The following is an 18,000-nucleotide window of genomic DNA, read 5'->3' on the forward strand; positions in this document are numbered from 1 at the left end:
GCCGTCAACGGTCGCACGGTCTCAACGGCGCGCGAGCTTCGTTCGCGCAGCCTCTCGCTCCGAGGCGTCGAGATCGGGCGCATAGACGAACTGGCCGCCGACGAGCGACGCGACCGGCACGCCGTCGCGGAACAGGATGCGGTTGCCGGCGAGCGCAGGCACGCGCTCGCCCGGCAGCAGCGTGCCGGTCAGATTGAGCGGGTCGGCGCCGCTGACGCACAGCATCAGTCCCTCAGCCGGCCGGCGGCGGATCTCGCGCAGAATCGGAATCGCATCGGGCAGCGCGAATTGTTCGCCCGCCAAGCCGGCGACGAAACGTCCGCCGCGAATCTCGCCGCGCGCCTCGAGCCGCCGGTAGACGGGCAGCAGTTCGCGCCAGCTCGGCATCCATTCGGCTTCGCGCGCGAGGATGCGCCAGAACACGACGCCGTAGCGGCGCAGCAGCGTTCGGGCGACATGCTCGAGCGCGGCCGGCTCGATCGCCGTGCGGCCGGCAGACATCGGCGGCGGCGCGGCATTGCCGTGAGCTTCTACATCGGCGCGCCCATCGTCGTCGCGACGGCAGTGATCGTCGCCGGATTCGACCGCCGCAAGCGGCAGCCGCCGTACCAGCGCCCAGCGTCCTGCATCGTCCATGCCGCCGATCAGCGCGCCGCCACGCCGCGTGCGCGGCACGTAGAACGCATGCGCATGGCGTTTGACCGACGGTTTGAGCAGCGCGCGCAGGCCCGCGAAGCTGTCCGCATTGACGAGTCCCGCCGCGACCAGTTCGCCGAGCGCGCGCTCGAGTTCGACGGGCAGCAGCCGGGCGTGCGCGGCCAGCTCGTCGAAGAACATCGCGCCGTATGTGGCGAGTGTCGCGCGCACGCGTTCGGCGCGCGCGGACAGCGCAGGCTGCGCGGCCGGGTTGCGCAGCGCTTGCCAGCATGCCAGTTCGCGGCGCGGCAGCAGCACGATCGGCGTTGTCCTGACGGGCGCGCTGGCCGCTTTCGCGGGCGCGCCGAGCCGCGTCCATGTGAGCTTGCCCGCGCGGCATGGTTCGTCGAGGCCGCCCGTCACGTAATCGGCGAGCCGCGCGGGCAGCAATTCCTCCTCCCATGCGCTTGCTGCCGCTTCGAACCCTTCTAGCAGGTGGACGACCGAGGCGAGCGCTTCGACGCCGATGCCGCGCGTTTCGGGCGCGACGCGTTGCCAGTGACACAGAAAGCGCATGAAGTCGGCAAGTTCGACCGGCTCGATCTCGCGGCGCAGCCGTTTGACCGTGTAGCGGTGGATGCGCGCGAGCAGATGCCTTTCGCACCATTCGTCGTTGCGCGCGCCGGGCGTGAAGCGCCCGCGCATCACATAACCCTCGCGCTCGAGCGCGGCGAGCGCGCGCGTGAGCGCGGCATGCGGCAGCGCGAGCGGCGCGGCGATCGCCGGGACCGTCTGCGGTCCAAAGCCGGTGAGCCGTGCGCGGATTACGTCGACGAGCGCGGCGCCGGGTTCCCATCGCGCGTCGAAGCCGGGCGGTGGGCTGAGCGGCGGCGCGGCGGGGGCGTCGCCATACAGCGCGCGCATGCAGGCGATGCGCTCGACCGGAATCCATAGGCTGCGGTGACGGGCGGATGCGTGGCGCGGGTCGACGGGGATGCCGGCCGGTTCGGGGCTGTCGGTGAGCATGATCCGTGTGGCCCGGCCGCCGGCGGCGAGCCGTTCGAGGCAAGCGAGCCAACCGTCGTTCGCGTGCGCTTCGTCGTCCGAGATGCATGCGAGGCCGATGAGCGCGTCGTGCATCTCGTCGTCGTCGCGCACGAGCGGCCACGCTTGTTCCCGCACCGCGTCGATCGCGCCGGCATCGAGCGCGCCGAGATCGTCGGCCGATTCCGGGTCGCTCCAGCGGCGCGCAAGCACCGCCTGCGTGCGGCGTTCCTCGAGCGGCGCGTCGTCGAGAAACGCGTATGGCTTCGCGTTCAAAATCTCGGCGGCGAGCGGTGACGGCGCGGGCAGCTCGCGCGCGACGAGCGCGACATCGCCCGCCTCGATCCGGCGTAGCAGCGCGAGCCAGCCGTCGGTATCCATCGCGTCGTGCAGGCAATCATCGAGCGTTTGATCGACGAGCGGGTGCCGCGGGACGTCGCGCTCGCCGACCAGATTCTCCGCGCACGCGGCCTGATCGGGGAACACGGCGGCGAGCAGATCGTCGCTTTTCATGCGCTGCAATTGCGGTGCGACCTTGCGGCCGCCCGCGAAGCGCGGCAGCGCGAGCGACGTCGTCGCGTTCCAGCGCCAGCGCACGCCGAACAAAGGCGCGTCGAGCAGCGCCTGGATCAGCACGTGTTCGGCGTTTGCCGAGCGCAGATAGCGCCACACTTCGTCGAGCGGGAAACTGTGCGCGAGCGATAGCGACAGGATCAGCGTATCGTCGGTTGCCGCCGCCTGCAGTTCGAAGTTGAACGTGCGGCAGAAGCGCTTGCGTAGCGCGAGCCCCCATGCGCGGTTGATCCGGCTGCCGAAGGGCGCGTGAATCACGAGTTGCATGCCGCCGGATTCGTCGAAGAAGCGCTCCATCACGAGCGTATGCTGCGTGGGCAGCGCGCCGAGCGCCGCGCGCGCGCGTGCGAGATAGTCGGCGATTTGCCGCGCGGCTTCGGCATCCAGACCAAGCTCGTTCGTCAGCCACGCCAGCACGGGGGCGAGGCGGCCAGGCTCGGCCGGGGCGCCGGCTTCGGCGGTCTCAGCCCGGAGCGCGGGTGTTGCGGGCGTTGGGTTCGCACCGGCGGGCGCGCCGGGCCCGTTGGGTTGCGCGCCCGGTCCGGCAGCCTTGGTCGCAGTCCGAACCGTCGACGTGTTGGTCCGGGCGGATCGAGCGGACGTGCGGGCAGCGGCTGCCGCCGCGCGGGCCGCATTGCCGGCCCGATCCGGCTCTGGCAGACGCGGTGCGGCGAGCGCCTGTTGAGCAGGCGCGGCGGCTTGCGCGAGCAGCGCGTCGATCCGCTCGCGCAGCCGCGCGACGCCTCTGGACAGCTCGTCGCTGCGCGCGGGCGCCTCGCCTAACCAGAACGGAATGTTCGGCGCCTGCCCGTGCGCGTCCTCCACGCGCACGCGCCCGGTTTCGACACGAATGATCCGGTAGGACTGGTTGCCGAGCTGGAATACATCTCCCGCGAGGCTTTCGATCGCAAAATCCTCATTGACCGTGCCGATGTTGATGCCTTGCGGTTCGAGCAGCACCGTGTAATCGGCGTTGTCGGGGATCGTGCCGCCCGAGGTGACGGCCGCGAGCCGCGCGCCGCGCCGCGCTCGCACCGTGCGCGATACCACGTCCCGATGCAGATACGCAGCGCGCGGGCCACGCCGGCCCACGAAGCCTTCGGCCAGCATCTTCAGCACGCCGTCGAACGACTCGCGCGTCAGCGCTGCATAAGGCGCGGCTTGCGTCACGCAGCGATAAAGCGCGTCCTCGTCCCATTCGCGGCACGCGGTTTCGGCGACGATCTGCTGGGCGAGCACGTCGAGCGGCGCGCGCGGCATGCGCAGCAGATCCAGTTCGCCGCGCCTCACGCAATCGAGTAGCGCGGCGCATTCGACGAGTTCGTCGCGCGACAGCGGAAAAAGCCGCCCCTTCGGCACGCCGCCGACCTGGTGCCTCGAGCGGCCGACGCGCTGCAGCAACGGTGCGATTGCGCGTGGCGAGCCGAGCTGGCAGACGAGGTCGACATCGCCGATGTCGATGCCGAGTTCGAGCGACGCAGTCGCGACGAGCAGCTTCAGCCGGCCGTTCTTCAAGCGCTGTTCCGCGTCGACGCGATGTTCCTTCGCGAGGCTGCCGTGATGCGCGGCGATAGCGTCGGCGCCGACGCGCTGCGCGAGATGGCGTGCGGCGCGCTCGGCCATCCGCCGTGTGTTGACGAACACGAGCGTTGTGCGGTGCGCGGCCGCGAGTTCGGCGATCCGGTCGTAGACGCGCTCCCAGACGTCGGTGGCCATCACCGGCCCGAGCGGCACCGGCGGCAGCTCCAGCGCGAGGTCGCGCTCGCGCGCGTGGCCCGTGTCGACGATCGCGCAATCGGGCGGCGCGTCGCCGGTATCGGCGCGGGCGCCGACCAAAAAGCGCGCGACAGCGTCGATCGGCCGCTGCGTCGCCGACAGCCCGATGCGCGTCAGCCGCCGGCCGGCGAGCGCGTCGAGTCGTTCGAGCGACAGCGCGAGATGGCTGCCGCGCTTATTGTTTGCGAGCGCGTGGATTTCATCGACGATCACGGTGCGTGCGCTTTCGAGCATTCGCCGCCCCGATTCGGACGACAGCAGCACATACAGCGATTCCGGGGTCGTGACGACGATGTGCGGCGCGCGCTTGCGCAGCGCGGCGCGCTCAGCCGACGGCGTGTCGCCGGTGCGCACGGCGGTGCGGATATCGGGCACCGGCAGCCCGCGCCGCGCAAGCTCGGCGGCGATGCCGGCGAGCGGCGCGGCGAGATTCACGCGGATATCGTTCGACAGCGCTTTGAGCGGCGATACGTAGACCACGAGCGTCGCGTCCGGCAGCGCGCCGCCGTGCGCGAGCGCGTCGCGCACCAGATCGTCGAGCGCGCTCAGAAACGCGGTGAGGGTTTTGCCGGAGCCGGTCGGCGCGGCAACGAGCGTCGATCGGCCCGCCTTGATATGCGGCCACGCGAGCGTTTGCGCGTCGGTCGGCGTGGCGAAGGTGCCGGCGAACCACGCGGCGACGGCGGGGTGAAACGCGTCGAGCGCGCCGGTGGCGCAGCGGGTGGGGGCGAGATCCATGGTGGCGGGGCAAGGCATCGGGGCGGGCCGGGCATTGGCGGCCGGAACGATAAGTGTGCCAGACGCCGCGCGGATGTGCCGAGCGCGAGCCGTGCGGGGTTAAGCCGGATGTCGAAGGCATCGCCACGCGATGCCGGTTGTCGCGCGCAGCCTGCCGCAATGCGGGCGCGCGCGGCTGGGAGGCTGCCCAACCGGACGGCGTGCGCCCCGCAAGCGGCCGCAACGTTTGCTCGATCGGGATGATTGGTTGAGAAGAAAAGCGATTCGCCGCCGCGCCGGTGCGGGCGCGCTTGATCGGCGGGGCGCTCGTTCGCGGTCAAACCCGCCGCAACCATCCGAGCCAATGCGCGAGCGGCGTTGCATGTCCCCACGCCGCTTGCGTGAGCCATAGCGCTCCGGCCCAGGCCGCCGCGACGACGATCAGATCGCAGTGCCCGCTGTTCCACCAGTTCAGCGAATGACGCTTCCAGATCCACGGAATGCCGAGCGGGTTCGGCCAATCTGCGATCAGATGGACGAGGCCGCCACACGCAAAGCCGACGAGCGGCGCGGCCCACGGATGCCCGTGCCCGAGCGAGCGGTAAGCAAACACGAACGCCGCGAGCCACGCGATGCCCCAATGCGTGACGGTGCGATGCGTGATCCAGCGCCGTCGCGAGCGGCGCCACCATGCAAGTTCGAGCCAATCGGGCGCGGTGCCGCCCGCGACGCCGGCTGCGAATGCCGCGATGCAAAAGAGGTGCGACGGTCCCGCCGCGCCCGCCTGCGCGACCAGCGCCGCGGCGACTAGACCCGCGGCCCAGCCGCTTGCATGATGTGCTGCTTGTGATGCCATTGCGTATTGCGCTGCGCGTGCGGCCGGAAAGGAAAGGGGGCGCTATCTTCGCAGATTCGGCCACGGCCTGGCACGCGGTGGCGGATAAAAATTTTTCAGTGTGTGCCCGGATGGGTAGAACTGACCATTTTTGACTGAATTCGCAACCGTGCTATAAGGGCCTGCTCAGGGGCGTTCTGCCCCAATTTCAGCGAAACGAGGAGATTGAGATGGGAGACAATCAATGAACGCCGCCAACCGCTTCAAATCGTCGATGCTCGCGACGCTGCTGGGCGCAGCCGTCGCGAGCTTTCTGCCCGGCGCGCCTGCGGTGGCCAAAGCGCCGCAGCATGCCGTGCTGGACGGCTCGGCCGTCGCCGTCGCCGACAAATACAGCGCCGATGCGGCCCAGCAGATTTTCAAGCAGGGCGGCAATGCGGTCGATGCCGCGGTGGCGATCGCCTTCACGCTGGCAGTCACGTATCCGGAAGCCGGCAACATCGGAGGCGGCGGCTTCATGAACATTTATGTCGACGGCAAGCCGTATTTTCTCGACTTTCGGGAGCGCGCGCCGCTTGCCGCGACGAAGGACATGTATCTCGACAAGGACGGCAACGTCGTCAGCGGCATGAGCCTGTACGGCTACCGCGCGGTTGGCGTGCCGGGCACGGTGGCCGGGATGTGGGAGGCGCACAAGCGCTTCGGCAAGCTGAAATGGAAGCAGGTGCTCGCGCCGGCGATCCACTACGCGCGCGACGGCTTCATCATCGACGAGCAACTCGCGCAGCGCGGCGTCGACGCGTCGAAGGAGTTCGGCGGCAAGACCAATTACGATCAATACTTCGGTGCCCTGAAGACCGGCGCGAACTTCAAGCAGCCGGATCTCGCGGCGGTGCTCACGCGCATTTCGAACGACGGCGCGAAGGATTTCTACGACGGCAAGACGGCCGATCTGATCGCGGCCGCCATGAAGCAGGGCGGCGGCCTGATCACGAAGCAGGATCTCGCGCAGTACAAGGCGGTCTGGCGCCAGCCGATCGAGGCGAACTGGAACGGCTATCGCGTATACACCGCACCGCCGCCGAGTTCGGGCGGCATCGGGCTCGTGCAGCTTCTGAAGATGAAAGCCGATCGCCGGGCCGATTTCGATGGCGTGACGCTGAATTCGCCGCAATACGTGCACTTGATCGCGGAGATCGAGAAGCGCGTGTTTGCCGATCGCGCGCAGTATCTCGGAGACCCCGATTTCTACAAGGTGCCCGTCGCACAGCTTATCGACGATGCGTACATCGCCAAGCGCGCGGCCGACGTGAATCCGACGCAACCGTCCGACACGAAGAGCGTGCTGCCGGGGCTCGGCACGTCGATGCCGGAGAAAGCGGAAACGACGCACTTCTCGGTGGTCGACAAGTGGGGCAACGCGGTGTCGAACACGTACACGCTCAACGGCTACTTCGGCTCGGGCGTCGTCGCCGAAGGCACCGGCATCGTGCTGAACGACGAGATGGACGATTTTTCCGCGAAACCGGGGGTCGCGAACATGTTCGGCGTGGTCGGCAGCGATGCGAATGCGATCGAGCCGAAGAAGCGTCCGCTGTCGTCGATGTCGCCGACGATTCTGACGAAGGACGGCAAGGTCGCGCTCGTCATCGGCACGCCCGGCGGCTCGCGGATCTTCACGTCGATCTTCCAGGTCATCACCAACCTGTACGATTTCAAGATGCCGCTGCACGATGCGGTTGCCGCGATGCGCTTTCATCACCAGCTCTTGCCCCCGAACACCATCTTCTGGGAGCCGTACCGGCCGATCGACGGCGATCTCGCGAAGGGGATCGAGGCGAAGGGCTACACGCTGAAGGGGCAGGACTTTAGCGGCGATATCCAGGCCATCCGGATCGACGGCAAGACGCCCGAGGCGGTGTCCGATCCGCGCGGCCGGGGCGTGTCGCGCGTGATCCGCTAAATAAGCGCGCTCCCCGCTGGGCAGGCGGGGAGCGCGATCGTAGCGCAGGCCGGCCGGTTTTTCTTTTCCTTTTGCGCTTGCAAAGCCCGCTGCCCGGCCATCTCAAAAAACATGCTTCGGATAACGTATCGCATGGTTTGTTCGTGAAACGGGTCTGATCGGTTCACGCCGATCAGGCCCGTTTCATGACGGCTGCCGCCTTTAAAGCCGCCGCAAGCCGGCTTTCACGTCTGCAGCCGTCGCGTTCACTGATTCCTCGAATTCGGTGTTTCCGCGTTGCTGTCGAGGAAGTTGTCGACGGCGACGAGCGACTGCTCGTTCAACGTGCCGAGAACGCTCTTGAGCTTCAGTTGCAGCTTGAGCGCATCGAGATAGCTTTCGAAAAGCTTCTCGCGGATATTCGAGATATCCTTGCGCAGGTTCAGCGTCTCGTAGGTCGTGCTGTAGCCGACGCTGTGCGCCTTCATCGATGAATCATACGCAAGCTGCGCCGCCTGCAGCGACTGCTGAAGCGCCAGGATGCGCGCGCCGATCGATTGCAGCGACGCAAGCGCTTCGCGATGATCGGTGCTCAGCTGCTGCTCGACTTCGCGCAACCGGTTCTGATATTGCGCGGCGACGTATTGCGCTTCGACATGCCGGTAGTACACGCTCCCGCCGGAGAAAATCGGGATCGTGACCTGTACGCCCATTGCGCTCTGGTGGAAATTGGACTGATCGGTGACGCCGCGCAGGTTCGGGTTGAGGCCGCGCGAATACGAGGCGAACAAGTCGACGGTCGGCAAGTGCTCGGCGTTGATCCGCTTGGACGTAAGCTGCGCGGTGCGCAGATCGCGATACGCCTGTTGATACGACGGATTGTCTTGCGGCGCGTAATCACCCGACGGAATGCGGGGCGACGTGCCGTGCATCGCAAGACGCGGCCAGCGCGCGAAATCGATTTCGGAGCCGAGCAGCGTTTCGTAGCGTGCCTTGCGCGCCTCGACTTCGGTGCCGGCAATCAGCGCCTCGGATTTCGCGAGGCTGCGCCGCGCCTCGATTTCCGCCGTGTCGCCGATCGTTTTCATGCCGAGCTGCGCCATGCGGCGTGTGTCGCTCGCGAGCCGCGTGAGGGCGTCGACTTCGTCGTCGGCAAGCTGCTGCTTCTCGCGTGCGGACAAAAGATCGAAACAGGCGTTCGCCACGCGCATGATCAGATCCTGGCGCTCGACTTCGAGCTGCTGCCGCGCGGATTCCTCCATTTCGCGCGCACGGCTCATATCGTACAGATACGGCATGTTGAAGAGCGCCTGCGTGACCTGCGCGGCGCCATAGGCGGCATTGTTGGTGCTGCTGACGTTGAACCCGAACAGCTTCGCATTCGTACCGTACCGGCCCCATTCGAGCACGGCGCTCGCCTGCGGCAGCATCTGCGCGCGGGCCTGGGGAAATTTTTGCCGAGCGGCATCGTATGCGGCGCGCGCCTGCAGGAATTTGGGATCGTTGGTGACGGCGTGCTGATACGCTTCATCTAGACAAAACGCACTTGCATTGGTGGGGCCGGTGCACAGTGCGATGACTGTCGCAATTCCAGTCACTCCTGTAACATATTTACATAAATTAAAGAATTTTTCTTTTAAGTGAAAACCCGCATATCGAATTTCCGATGATCTATTCAAATCCGATGTTTCAAACATCTTCGTCTCCCTCTCCAGCCTTTCCTCACAAGCCATCGGCGACATAGATTAAACGTTTTAAAATTTAAATTGAAACGCATGCATCTTTTTGGGGAACGTCGCCGCGCCGGAAAGTCGTGATTTCAGGGGATCAGCTAGCTTGTTTCCGGCTTGCCTGCATGATAGCCTGATTCCGGCTAGTAATCGTATCGATAAAAAATTAAATGTCGTTCGGTTATATACGGCCGTTGGCTTTTTTTAGCAGTTCTTGTGGTCTTCTTTATTTTTTACGAGGAGATAGTAATGAAGGTCATGTCGATGGAACAGGCTCAGGAAATCCGTGGTGGCGGCCCGATCAGCTCGATTGGTCTGCTGCTGACCCAAACCGGCCCGGTGCTGAGCTCGCTCGCCACCTTCGCGCCGCAACTGGGGAATTACCTGCAGAACCCGAAGACGTATAACAACCAAGGCAAGTAAGTCGTACTTTGCGCGGGGAGGCGCCCCCCGCGTATTGTGTGGTTTGCAATCAAGCCATAATGGCGAAGCGGTATTTGCATTAAATGGCAATTCGTTGCCGATCCAGTCGCAAAAGCGCCATCCTTTTGTGCTGGTCGGTGATCGGGCGAAGTATGTCAGGAAGGAGACGGCGCGGTCGAAGCATGTGAGTTCCGGAGCGGGTGTTCGCGCAGGCGGATGCGGGGCCGGAATGTCGTCGAGACCGTTGCTATAAGACAAGGGCTACCCCAATGAAGTCCATATCCGAAGAGCAGGCACGAGACATCCGCGGCGGAGGTTCGATTTACGCCAACTCAGCCAATTACACGATTTCCCTTGTGAATCAAGCGATCGAGCCCACGATGCAGGCGCTCCTGGCTCAAGCCCAGTACCAGGCCGTCGAACAATTCAAGATGGCGCTGGGCTCCGGCTCGGGCTCGCATGGGTAAGCCGGCAACTCGCCCGTATTGCTCGTCGCGCGCAGCCGCGACGCTCACGCCGCACCGGCGCGACGGCCTTGAGCCCGAGCGCGCCGCGTGCGGTTCGGCATTATTGTCGTATCCAGCGATTCGCAAGCTATGTGGTTCAATACAAAGAAAGTCCGGCCCATTCTTCAGGATGAGGTAACCGAGTGTGGCCTGGCGTGCATCGCGATGATCGCGACTTGGCACGGCCGCGACACGACGTTACGCACGCTGCGCAATCGCTACCCGGTCAAGATCGATTCTGGCCTGTCGTTTTTCGAGCTGATGGAGATCGCGAACGATCTCGGCCTGCGCTCGCGCGGGCTCCAGTTCGAGGCGAACGAGATCGATGCACTGAAGCTGCCTTGCATTCTGCATTGGGGGATGAACCACTTCGTCGTGTTGACGAAGGTGGGCTACGGCAACGTTCATATCGTCGATCCGGCGCTCGGCGAGACCAAGATGCCGCTCGCGCAGGCGCTCTCGCAGATCACGGGCTATGCGCTCGAACTCAATCCCGATATCGGTTTCAAACATGCCGGCACGACCGACCGGATTCGTCTGCGCGATTATCTGAACGGGCTGACCGGTATTCGCAAGAGCTTGCTGATCGGCGTGGGGGCCGGCATTGCGACGCAATTGCTGCTGCTGCTCGGCCCTTCTTACGTCCAACTGACGATTGACGAGGCGCTGAAGAAAACCGACATCGACATCCTGTATCTGCTGACGATTCTGTTCAGCATCGTGTTTCTGTTCGATACGCTGTACTCGAATCTCGTCGGCAATATCAAGAGCTACCTGCGCAATATCATCTCGCAGCAGCTTTCGTCGAACATGGTCGGACACTTGGCGCGGCTGCCGATCGGCTACTACCTGTTCCACAATACCGGCGATTCGATTTCGCGCGTATCGTCCATGTCCGAGGTTGGGCGCTTTCTGGTCGACGGGTTGATCGGCGGGTTGCTCAATATCGTCACATGCGTGCTGACGCTCGTGCTGATGCTGTATTACAGTCCGGTGCTCGCCGGCATCAGCCTTGCGGGGATGGTGCTGTTCGCGCTGTCGCGGCTGGCGATCCAGCCTCAGTTGCAAGATGCGATGTCGCAGATCCTCACGCGCGGCGCCGAGGCCGACGCGCTGCTGATCGAGAACATCCGTTCCGCACATTCGATCAAGCTGCTGTCGTCGGAGACGTCGCGCAGCAATCTGTGGGTGAACGCCTTCACGCAGAAACTTCAGGCGATCCGCCAACAGGAACGCCTGCAGCTTCTGTTCGATGCTATCTCGAAGGGCATCGTGCATGTCGAGCAACTGGTGATCGTCACGTATGGCGCGTGGCTCGTGATGCACGGGCAAAGCACGATCGGCGTGATCTACGCGTTCATCCAGTATAAGAACCTGTTTGCGGACAAGTTCATCGATTCGATTCAGCTTTACGTGCGGCGCAAGGTATTGCAGGTCCACATGGATCGCGTCGCCGACGTGCTGCAGACCGAGACCGAGGAGCCGGCGCCCGATGCGGCCGTGCGTTCGGTCGAGCAGTTCGACGGTTCGCTATCGATTCGTTCGTTGAGCTACACGCCGAAGGGCGGCCGCCGCGCGATTCTCGAGAACGTCAACCTCGACGTGCCGGCCGGCTCGAAAATCGCGATCGTCGGGCGTACCGGCAGCGGCAAGACAACGTTGCTGAATCTGATTTGCGGCCTGTACAAGCCTGCGCCGAATATGCTGTTTGTCGGTGGCGTCGATCTATCGGAAGTGAATTTGCGGCTGTACCGCAAGCATATCGCGGCGGTCACCCAGTCCGATCAGCTCTTTCGCGGTACGATCCGGGACAACATCACGAACTTCGCGCCGGCGCCTCGCCTCGGTTCGATGTTCGAGGCGGCGCGCCTCGCATGTATCGATCGCGACATCGATATGCTCGACAACCGCTACGATACGCCGCTGGGCGACACGCAGAAGTTTCTGTCGGCTGGGCAGATGCAGCGCTTGTTGATTGCACGTGCGCTGTATTGCGAGCCGCGCCTGCTGATTCTCGACGAATTCTCGTCGAATCTGGACCAGGCGACGACGCATGAGATCTGCCGCAACGTGCTGACGCTGCCGTGCACGATCGTGCTCGTCACGCATGACGCGTCGATCCTATCGATGGTCGATCGAATCTACGAGATGCGCGACGGCAAGCTTGCCGAGATCGATCGCGCTCAGCAGCAGGAATTCGAGGTGCCAAGATGACGTTGGTTCGGCTCTTTCTATTCAACGCATTCTCGTATTCGTTCTTCATTCGGCGGATCGTCCGGCGTATCGCGCTTGGCCGATCGCCCGAGCAGGGGCTCGGGATGATGCGCTGGTGTTCGCGCACGTGCTTGCGGCTGTTTCCGTCGATCCGCTATTCGATCGAGCGCTCGATCGCGCATATGATGAGCGCGCATCTGAACGACGATCCGACCCGGATCCGGCAGGTTGCCGACCGGGTCGTCAACGAACTGTTCGAGGCCGAGCTTGCGGGCCTGATGCTGCGCACGCATAGCCTGAGTTCGATGAAGACGATGCTCGACGGGATGGAATGCGAAGGCGAGCCGTTGCTGCGCGAGGCGCTTGCGCGCGGCGGCCCGCTGATGCTCGCGGGGCTGCATTTCGGCAACCTGATGATGTTCGTCACGAAGCTGCGTTTCCTGATTCCTGAGGATCGCAAAATGATGATCGTGATGCACAAGGATGCGCCAGGCGCGTTTTTCGACGACGCGCAACGGCTCGTCAACGAATTCGGCGCGGGCAAGATCGATCTGATCGACATCGAGCAGCGTGTGCATCTGCGGCGGCTCATTACTGGCTTGCGCAAGGAGGAGCCGGTGTTCCTGCTGTTCTCCGATTTGCACGGCCGCTTCGGCAAGACCAACCCGTGCCGGCTTGGCGGCCGCTGGATCCGACTCGCCGGAGGCGGCGTGAAGCTGGCGGTCGAGCAGGGCATTCCGCTTCTCGTCGCGTATGCGACCGGCGTGCCGTTTCGCGATCGCTGCACCGTGCATTTCGTCGAGCTTGGTTCGACCACCGGATCGCGGATGCTGAACACGCCGGAGAACGCATCGCGCGTGCTGACGACCCACCAGCTGATCGTCGATCGGCTCGAGGACGCGCTCGTGAAGCAACCTGAGCAGTGGCACTTCTGGGAACACTTCGCCCCGTATTTGATGCCTTCCCCGTTGCTCGAGCACAGCACGCGCGCTTCCGAGCCCGCGCTCAAGAACGTTTGACGAGTATTCCCATGCCTGCCTGGACTGAATCACTGAGAGAGCAAAAGGCACCACGCAAGCTGGCGCGCGGCACGACGTTCGGCACCGTCATCAACGGCGTCGTTGGGGTGCCGGTGTCGATGCGGTTTTTCTGCTACCTGTCGATTGCGATGTTCGCGATGTTCATCATCGCACTCGTGCGCCTTTCATACGCGAATACCGAAAGCGTGGTGGGTACGCTCGCACCGCGCTCGGGGTTGATCGGTGTCGGCGCGCCGCCGGGATGGGCGGTACGCGAGGTATTCGTCACGAAGGATCAATATGTGAAGGCCGGGCAGAAACTGATGAGCGTCACGCGTGACACGAGCTTCGTCGCGCAGGCGAACAACGCGCAGGAAATGCGCGACTCGATCAAGCGTCAGCGCGTCGAGGTCAATCAGCAAATGGATGCCGCGAAGCTCGAGTACCAATCGTCGATACAGCAGACCAATCAGCAGATCGCCGCGCTGTCGGAAAGCCGCGGACTCATCGACAAGCAGATCCAGGATCAGCGCCGTATCGTGTCGGAAAACCAGGAGCGGCGCGATCGCGTGAAGCAGCTTCTGAACGAGCAGGTCGTCACGCTCGAGCAGTACAACCAAGTGAACACGCAGTTCCTGCAAGCAAGCCAAGGGCTTCAGGATCTGCTGCTGCGCAAGGCCGATCTCGTGAAGAACATCATGAAGCTGCGCGGCGATCTGGACACGATGCAAAGCAAGTACGACGGCTCCAATGCCGAACTGAAGATCAAGCAGGAAGAACTGAACTCGCGCGAATACAACATCGACGAGAACGTCAACCAGATACTGTATGCGCCGGCCGACGGACAGATCGTGCGCCTCGACGTGGTACAGGGCGGCGTGATCGACCAGTCGAATACCCGCGTCGTCGAAATCCTGCCGGCAAAGGCCGACGGGCTGGTCGCCGAGTTGTATATTCCGTCGTCGAAAGCGGGCTTCATCAAGCCGGGTCAGGAAGTGAAGCTCGCGTATGGCAGCTATCCGGTCGAGAAATTCGGCACGTACCGCGGCAAGCTGCTGTCGGTGTCTCCCGTGGCGTTTTCCGCGAAGGAATTGAATTTGCCCACCGATAGCAGCAACGCGACGCAAACTTATTTCAAGAGCTGGGTCGAGCTTGCCGATCGGCAGCCGGTGTTCGAAGGCAAGCCGCTGGCGTTGCGAGCAGGGATGTTGCTGAGGGCGGATATCGTGCTGGAAAAGCGCAGTCTGCTCGAATGGCTGTTTGAGCCGCTCTATCGAATCCGGCAGCGAATGTTCGGCACGCCTGCGTAATCGCTCATGCGCAAGAAGGACAAGCAACACCGTCAACGAGCGTGTCGCGGCTGGCGCGTGCCGGCATCGTGCTGGTTCGGCGCGACGCTCGTGATGTTGGCGGGCGCCGCGCAAGCACAGGACGCGGATTCCACCCGCTGGCGCGACGGCGCAGATGGCATCGGTTTCTATCCGGGCGGCGACGCGCCGGGCTTCGACGCAAGCTCATGGAGAACGCCGGGGCAAGCCGGCAGGACGCGTGGCGCAACGGTGGGCGCCGTTGCGCCGGCCGTCGATCCGAATGCGCCGCCGCGCAGGCTGACCGAAGAAACGATCACGCTCGGGCATGACGCATCGGCTTTGGCCGCGCCCGGCGCGGGCGCGCAAGGTGACGACGGCATCGGTTTTGCCGACGTTCCGAACCGAGCGCCTTCCGAGCGACGGCTATCCGCGAGCGCTCGATCCGAACGCGCCGCGTCGCCGTCGAATTCGACCGATATGTGCGGCGATCACGTGTGCGGCCCCGGCGACGGACCGGTACGCCCGCCCGCGGGCCCGGCGCCGCGCTTCATTGCCGGCGTGCGTTACGATCGGATGCCTTACGAGCTTCATCCGATCGATTCGCAGCAACTGCCGGATTTGCCCGAGGCGCAATGGCCGTCGATTGTCGAGCAACTGCAAGGCGACGACAGCAACATGATTGGGATCGGTTGGCACTATATCGTGACGACGGGCCGCTCGACACGCGTGACGACGGAGACGGGCGCGCTCGGCATCGGATCTTTCGACAATCCGGGCAGCAGCGTGCAGATCAACAACATGAACACGCTCGCGCTGGCATTCACGCATTTCTTTACCGAGCATGTGACCGCCAAGCTGCTTGCCGGGCTGCCGCCGAAGCTGACGATGTACGGCAAAGGCAGCATCGGTTTGCCGTTCGACAAGATTTTTCCCGGCACGTCGGGCAGTCTGCCGCTCATCAATCTCGCAAACCCGAACAGCAATCCGCTCGGCACGACGCGCGCGTGGCCGATTACGATCTTGATGGAATATTATTTGGGCAAGCGTGAGGATCGATTCCGGCCTTACTTCGGAGCGGGCTTGAGCTATACGCGCTTCACGCACACGAGCCTGAATTCCGTGTTCGCGCAAAAGCTCTCGTCGCTTGGCGGGCTGCTGTCGGCCGGCATGTCGATCGGCACGCTGCAATCGCTGCTTACCAGCCCCGATGCGCTCAACCGGCTGCTGCAAGCAGGCGCCGATTTGATTCTGCCGACCGGTGCGCATGCAACGGCGTCCGTGAGAAGCGCGTGGTCGCCCGTTTTCACGCTCGGCGCGAATTATCAGCTTACCCGTAATCTGTCGCTGTCGGGGTCGCTGACTTACATGGCGCTGCGCACGACGATCAACGTCAATATCAACGATCCGAAGCGGGTACTCGCGAAAAATTCGGTGAAGCTCTCCGCAAACCCGATACTCTGCACGGTTTTGCTCAATTATCGTTTCTGAATCCGAAGCTTTGGAATTTGCAGATCATGCAACGGCCGAAACGGCGGTCTCGGCATTTGTCGGAGGATTACCCGGCGGTCTGGGGCGCAGGGCGCGGCGCGGGCAGCGTCGGCGCGGCAGTGAAGCGTCGGCGAACGCTCAGACGTGGCCTCGCGCTCGCGCGGGCGATTCTTCCGGTCGAACCGGCCTGAGCGGAGAAGAAAATCGCGGCTGATATGCTTCGGCAAGTTGCGTCGCCCCGGTTTGCCGAAGCGTCGACATGGAGGTCGAGCCGTCTGCGAAAACCAATCGATACCGCCCGATGAGGGAATAACGCGTTGCTGCGGCCATCGCTGCCGAAGCCAGGCTCGCGGTGCCGGGCCGCGCACCGTCATGCCCGCGACACGCCTGGCCTGCGATAATTGCACCGCGGCGTCGCAGACGCGACCAGCATAGGAAAGGAGGCCGGGATGGGCGAGCAGGATACGCAGCGGCGCGACATGGCGGCGTTGGAAGAGCGACAGCGGCGTTTTGAAGAGGATCTCGTCGACGCGTATGACGAGGAACTTGAAATGGAGTTGGACGATCGCCGTTTCGACGACGAATCGATTTTCTCCGAGGAGCGCCGTGACGCGCGCAAGCGCTATTTTCGCGAACTGTTCCGTCTGCAAGGCGAGCTTGTGAAGCTGCAGGACTGGGTTGTGCACACCGGGCATCGGCTCGTCGTGATTTTCGAGGGGCGCGACGCGGCGGGCAAGGGCGGCGCGATCAAGCGCATCACGCAGCGCCTGAACCCGCGCGTGTGCCGGGTGGCCGCGCTGCCCGCGCCGAGCAACCGCGAGCGCACGCAATGGTATTTCCAGCGCTATGTCGCGCATCTGCCGGCCGGTGGAGAGATCGTGTTGTTCGATCGGAGTTGGTATAACCGCGCGGGCGTCGAACGCGTCATGAGCTTTTGCACCGACGACGAATACGAGGAATTTTTCCGCTCGGTGCCGGAATTCGAGAAGATGCTCGCGCGCAGCGGGATCCAGATCATTAAGTATTGGTTTTCGATCACCGATCAGGAACAGGAGACGCGCTTCCAGAACCGCATAGACGACCCTCTCAAGCAATGGAAGCTGAGTCCGATGGATCTCGAAAGCCGGCGCCGCTGGGAGGCGTATACGGCGGCGAAGGAGGAAATGCTGTTGCGCACGCATATTCCCGAGGCGCCTTGGTGGGTGGTGCAGGCCGTCGACAAGAAACGGGCGCGGCTCAACTGCATTCATCATTTGCTGAGCCTCGTGCCGTATCACGATATCGACCGCGAGCCGGTGCATCTGCCGCAGCGCGAGCACCATCCCGACTACATTCGGCGGCCGGTTCCGGACGACATGATCGTGCCGGAGATTTATTGAGCGGGACGGCTGCGGCCGGCGTCCGAGGCTTGACAAATCTTGCCTGCCGGCGCATGCTGCCCCGCATGAACTCGGCTCGTCTTTACTTCGCGCACATTATTATTCGCACCATTCATCGAATGGTGGGTTAGCGCGCGTCCGAGTCTCGATCACTGCAAACCCGCCCCGTGAGGCGGGTTTTTTGTTTCCGCCTGCCGGGACATCCACCATCGAGGAGCCTGTCCATGCAGTCAGCCGGTGCCGTTGAGCAAACGTCTCAAGCCCACACGCCAGTCGCGCCCGCGCCCGCGCTCAATGATTATCTGACGTCGATTCTCAACGCTCGCGTGTACGACGTCGCCCGCGAAACGGAGCTTGAACGCGCGCGCAACCTGTCGGTGCGGCTGGGCAACGACGTGTGGCTCAAGC

Annotated in this window: 11 protein-coding genes and 1 pseudogene; 9 read left to right on the forward strand and 3 right to left on the reverse strand. The window is 63.9% G+C overall.

Annotation, left to right across the window (positions count from 1 at the left end; translation table 11 throughout):
• Positions 1-21 precede the first annotated feature (21 nt).
• Together BSIN_RS09105 and BSIN_RS09110 are read right to left on the reverse strand one after the other, a co-directional pair.
• Positions 22-4,767, reverse strand: a complete 4,746-nt coding sequence (locus BSIN_RS09105; RefSeq protein ID WP_089340234.1) for a DEAD/DEAH box helicase — start codon at positions 4,765-4,767, stop codon at positions 22-24.
• 316 nt (positions 4,768-5,083) lie between these two features.
• Positions 5,084-5,602 (reverse strand): metal-dependent hydrolase, encoded by a 519-nt coding sequence (locus BSIN_RS09110; protein WP_059520300.1) that lies wholly within the window; start codon positions 5,600-5,602, stop codon positions 5,084-5,086.
• 223 nt (positions 5,603-5,825) lie between these two features.
• Here BSIN_RS09110 and ggt point away from each other — a divergent pair, with 223 nt between their 5' ends.
• Entirely contained in the window at positions 5,826-7,544 is a 1,719-nt protein-coding gene (gene ggt / locus BSIN_RS09115; protein WP_089340235.1) for a gamma-glutamyltransferase, read from the forward strand.
• Positions 7,545-7,789: 245 nt separating this feature from the next.
• Here the strand turns inward: ggt and BSIN_RS09120 are convergent, their stop codons facing one another.
• The gene (locus BSIN_RS09120) at positions 7,790-9,220 is read right to left on the reverse strand and encodes a TolC family protein (RefSeq protein WP_089340236.1); all 1,431 of its coding nucleotides are present in this window, start codon (positions 9,218-9,220) and stop codon (positions 7,790-7,792) included.
• A 282-nt stretch (positions 9,221-9,502) separates the two neighbouring features.
• On the opposite strand from BSIN_RS09120, the gene BSIN_RS25980 reads away from it, so the two are divergent.
• The 8 genes and pseudogenes from BSIN_RS25980 to BSIN_RS25985 form a co-directional block, all read left to right on the forward strand.
• Positions 9,503-9,676: a hypothetical protein gene (locus tag BSIN_RS25980; RefSeq protein WP_069236444.1), complete on the forward strand. Its 174-nt coding sequence runs from the start codon at positions 9,503-9,505 to the stop codon at positions 9,674-9,676.
• A 269-nt stretch (positions 9,677-9,945) separates the two neighbouring features.
• Entirely contained in the window at positions 9,946-10,143 is a 198-nt protein-coding gene (locus BSIN_RS09130) for a hypothetical protein (RefSeq protein WP_059520304.1), read from the forward strand.
• A gap of 129 nt (positions 10,144-10,272) precedes the next feature.
• A complete protein-coding gene (locus BSIN_RS09135) occupies positions 10,273-12,396 on the forward strand; it encodes a peptidase domain-containing ABC transporter (protein ID WP_069235965.1) in 2,124 nt (707 codons plus the stop codon).
• Entirely contained in the window at positions 12,393-13,415 is a 1,023-nt protein-coding gene (locus BSIN_RS09140; RefSeq protein ID WP_069235964.1) for a lysophospholipid acyltransferase family protein, read from the forward strand. Before BSIN_RS09135 ends, BSIN_RS09140 begins: the two co-directional genes overlap by 4 nt.
• An 11-nt stretch (positions 13,416-13,426) precedes the next feature.
• A complete protein-coding gene (locus BSIN_RS09145) occupies positions 13,427-14,725 on the forward strand; it encodes an HlyD family secretion protein (protein WP_059520307.1) in 1,299 nt (432 codons plus the stop codon).
• A gap of 6 nt (positions 14,726-14,731) precedes the next feature.
• Positions 14,732-16,213, forward strand: coding sequence for an OmpW/AlkL family protein (locus BSIN_RS09150; RefSeq protein ID WP_089340237.1), 1,482 nt, complete (start codon positions 14,732-14,734; stop codon positions 16,211-16,213).
• 449 nt (positions 16,214-16,662) lie between these two features.
• Complete coding sequence (gene ppk2 / locus BSIN_RS09155; RefSeq protein WP_089340238.1) at positions 16,663-17,592, forward strand: polyphosphate kinase 2; 930 nt, start codon at positions 16,663-16,665, stop codon at positions 17,590-17,592.
• Between the two features lie 224 nt (positions 17,593-17,816).
• A pseudogene (locus BSIN_RS25985) lies at positions 17,817-18,000 on the forward strand (hypothetical protein); the annotation flags it as partial.

Origin of the sequence: Burkholderia singularis, from assembly GCF_900176645.1 — a bacterium.
In the GTDB taxonomy this organism is placed as follows: domain Bacteria; phylum Pseudomonadota; class Gammaproteobacteria; order Burkholderiales; family Burkholderiaceae; genus Burkholderia; species Burkholderia singularis.

What these genes read in the sequence shown, in the direction of transcription:
- BSIN_RS09105 (WP_089340234.1), bottom strand. Translation starts at nt 4,767, where the DNA reads ATGGATCTCGCCCCCACCCGCTGCGCCACCGGCGCGCTCGACGCGTTT.
- BSIN_RS09110 (WP_059520300.1), bottom strand. Translation starts at nt 5,602, where the DNA reads ATGGCATCACAAGCAGCACATCATGCAAGCGGCTGGGCCGCGGGTCTA.
- ggt (WP_089340235.1), top strand. Translation starts at nt 5,826, where the DNA reads ATGAACGCCGCCAACCGCTTCAAATCGTCGATGCTCGCGACGCTGCTG.
- BSIN_RS09120 (WP_089340236.1), bottom strand. Translation starts at nt 9,220, where the DNA reads ATGTTTGAAACATCGGATTTGAATAGATCATCGGAAATTCGATATGCG.
- BSIN_RS25980 (WP_069236444.1), top strand. Translation starts at nt 9,503, where the DNA reads ATGAAGGTCATGTCGATGGAACAGGCTCAGGAAATCCGTGGTGGCGGC.
- BSIN_RS09130 (WP_059520304.1), top strand. Translation starts at nt 9,946, where the DNA reads ATGAAGTCCATATCCGAAGAGCAGGCACGAGACATCCGCGGCGGAGGT.
- BSIN_RS09135 (WP_069235965.1), top strand. Translation starts at nt 10,273, where the DNA reads ATGTGGTTCAATACAAAGAAAGTCCGGCCCATTCTTCAGGATGAGGTA.
- BSIN_RS09140 (WP_069235964.1), top strand. Translation starts at nt 12,393, where the DNA reads ATGACGTTGGTTCGGCTCTTTCTATTCAACGCATTCTCGTATTCGTTC.
- BSIN_RS09145 (WP_059520307.1), top strand. Translation starts at nt 13,427, where the DNA reads ATGCCTGCCTGGACTGAATCACTGAGAGAGCAAAAGGCACCACGCAAG.
- BSIN_RS09150 (WP_089340237.1), top strand. Translation starts at nt 14,732, where the DNA reads ATGCGCAAGAAGGACAAGCAACACCGTCAACGAGCGTGTCGCGGCTGG.
- ppk2 (WP_089340238.1), top strand. Translation starts at nt 16,663, where the DNA reads ATGGGCGAGCAGGATACGCAGCGGCGCGACATGGCGGCGTTGGAAGAG.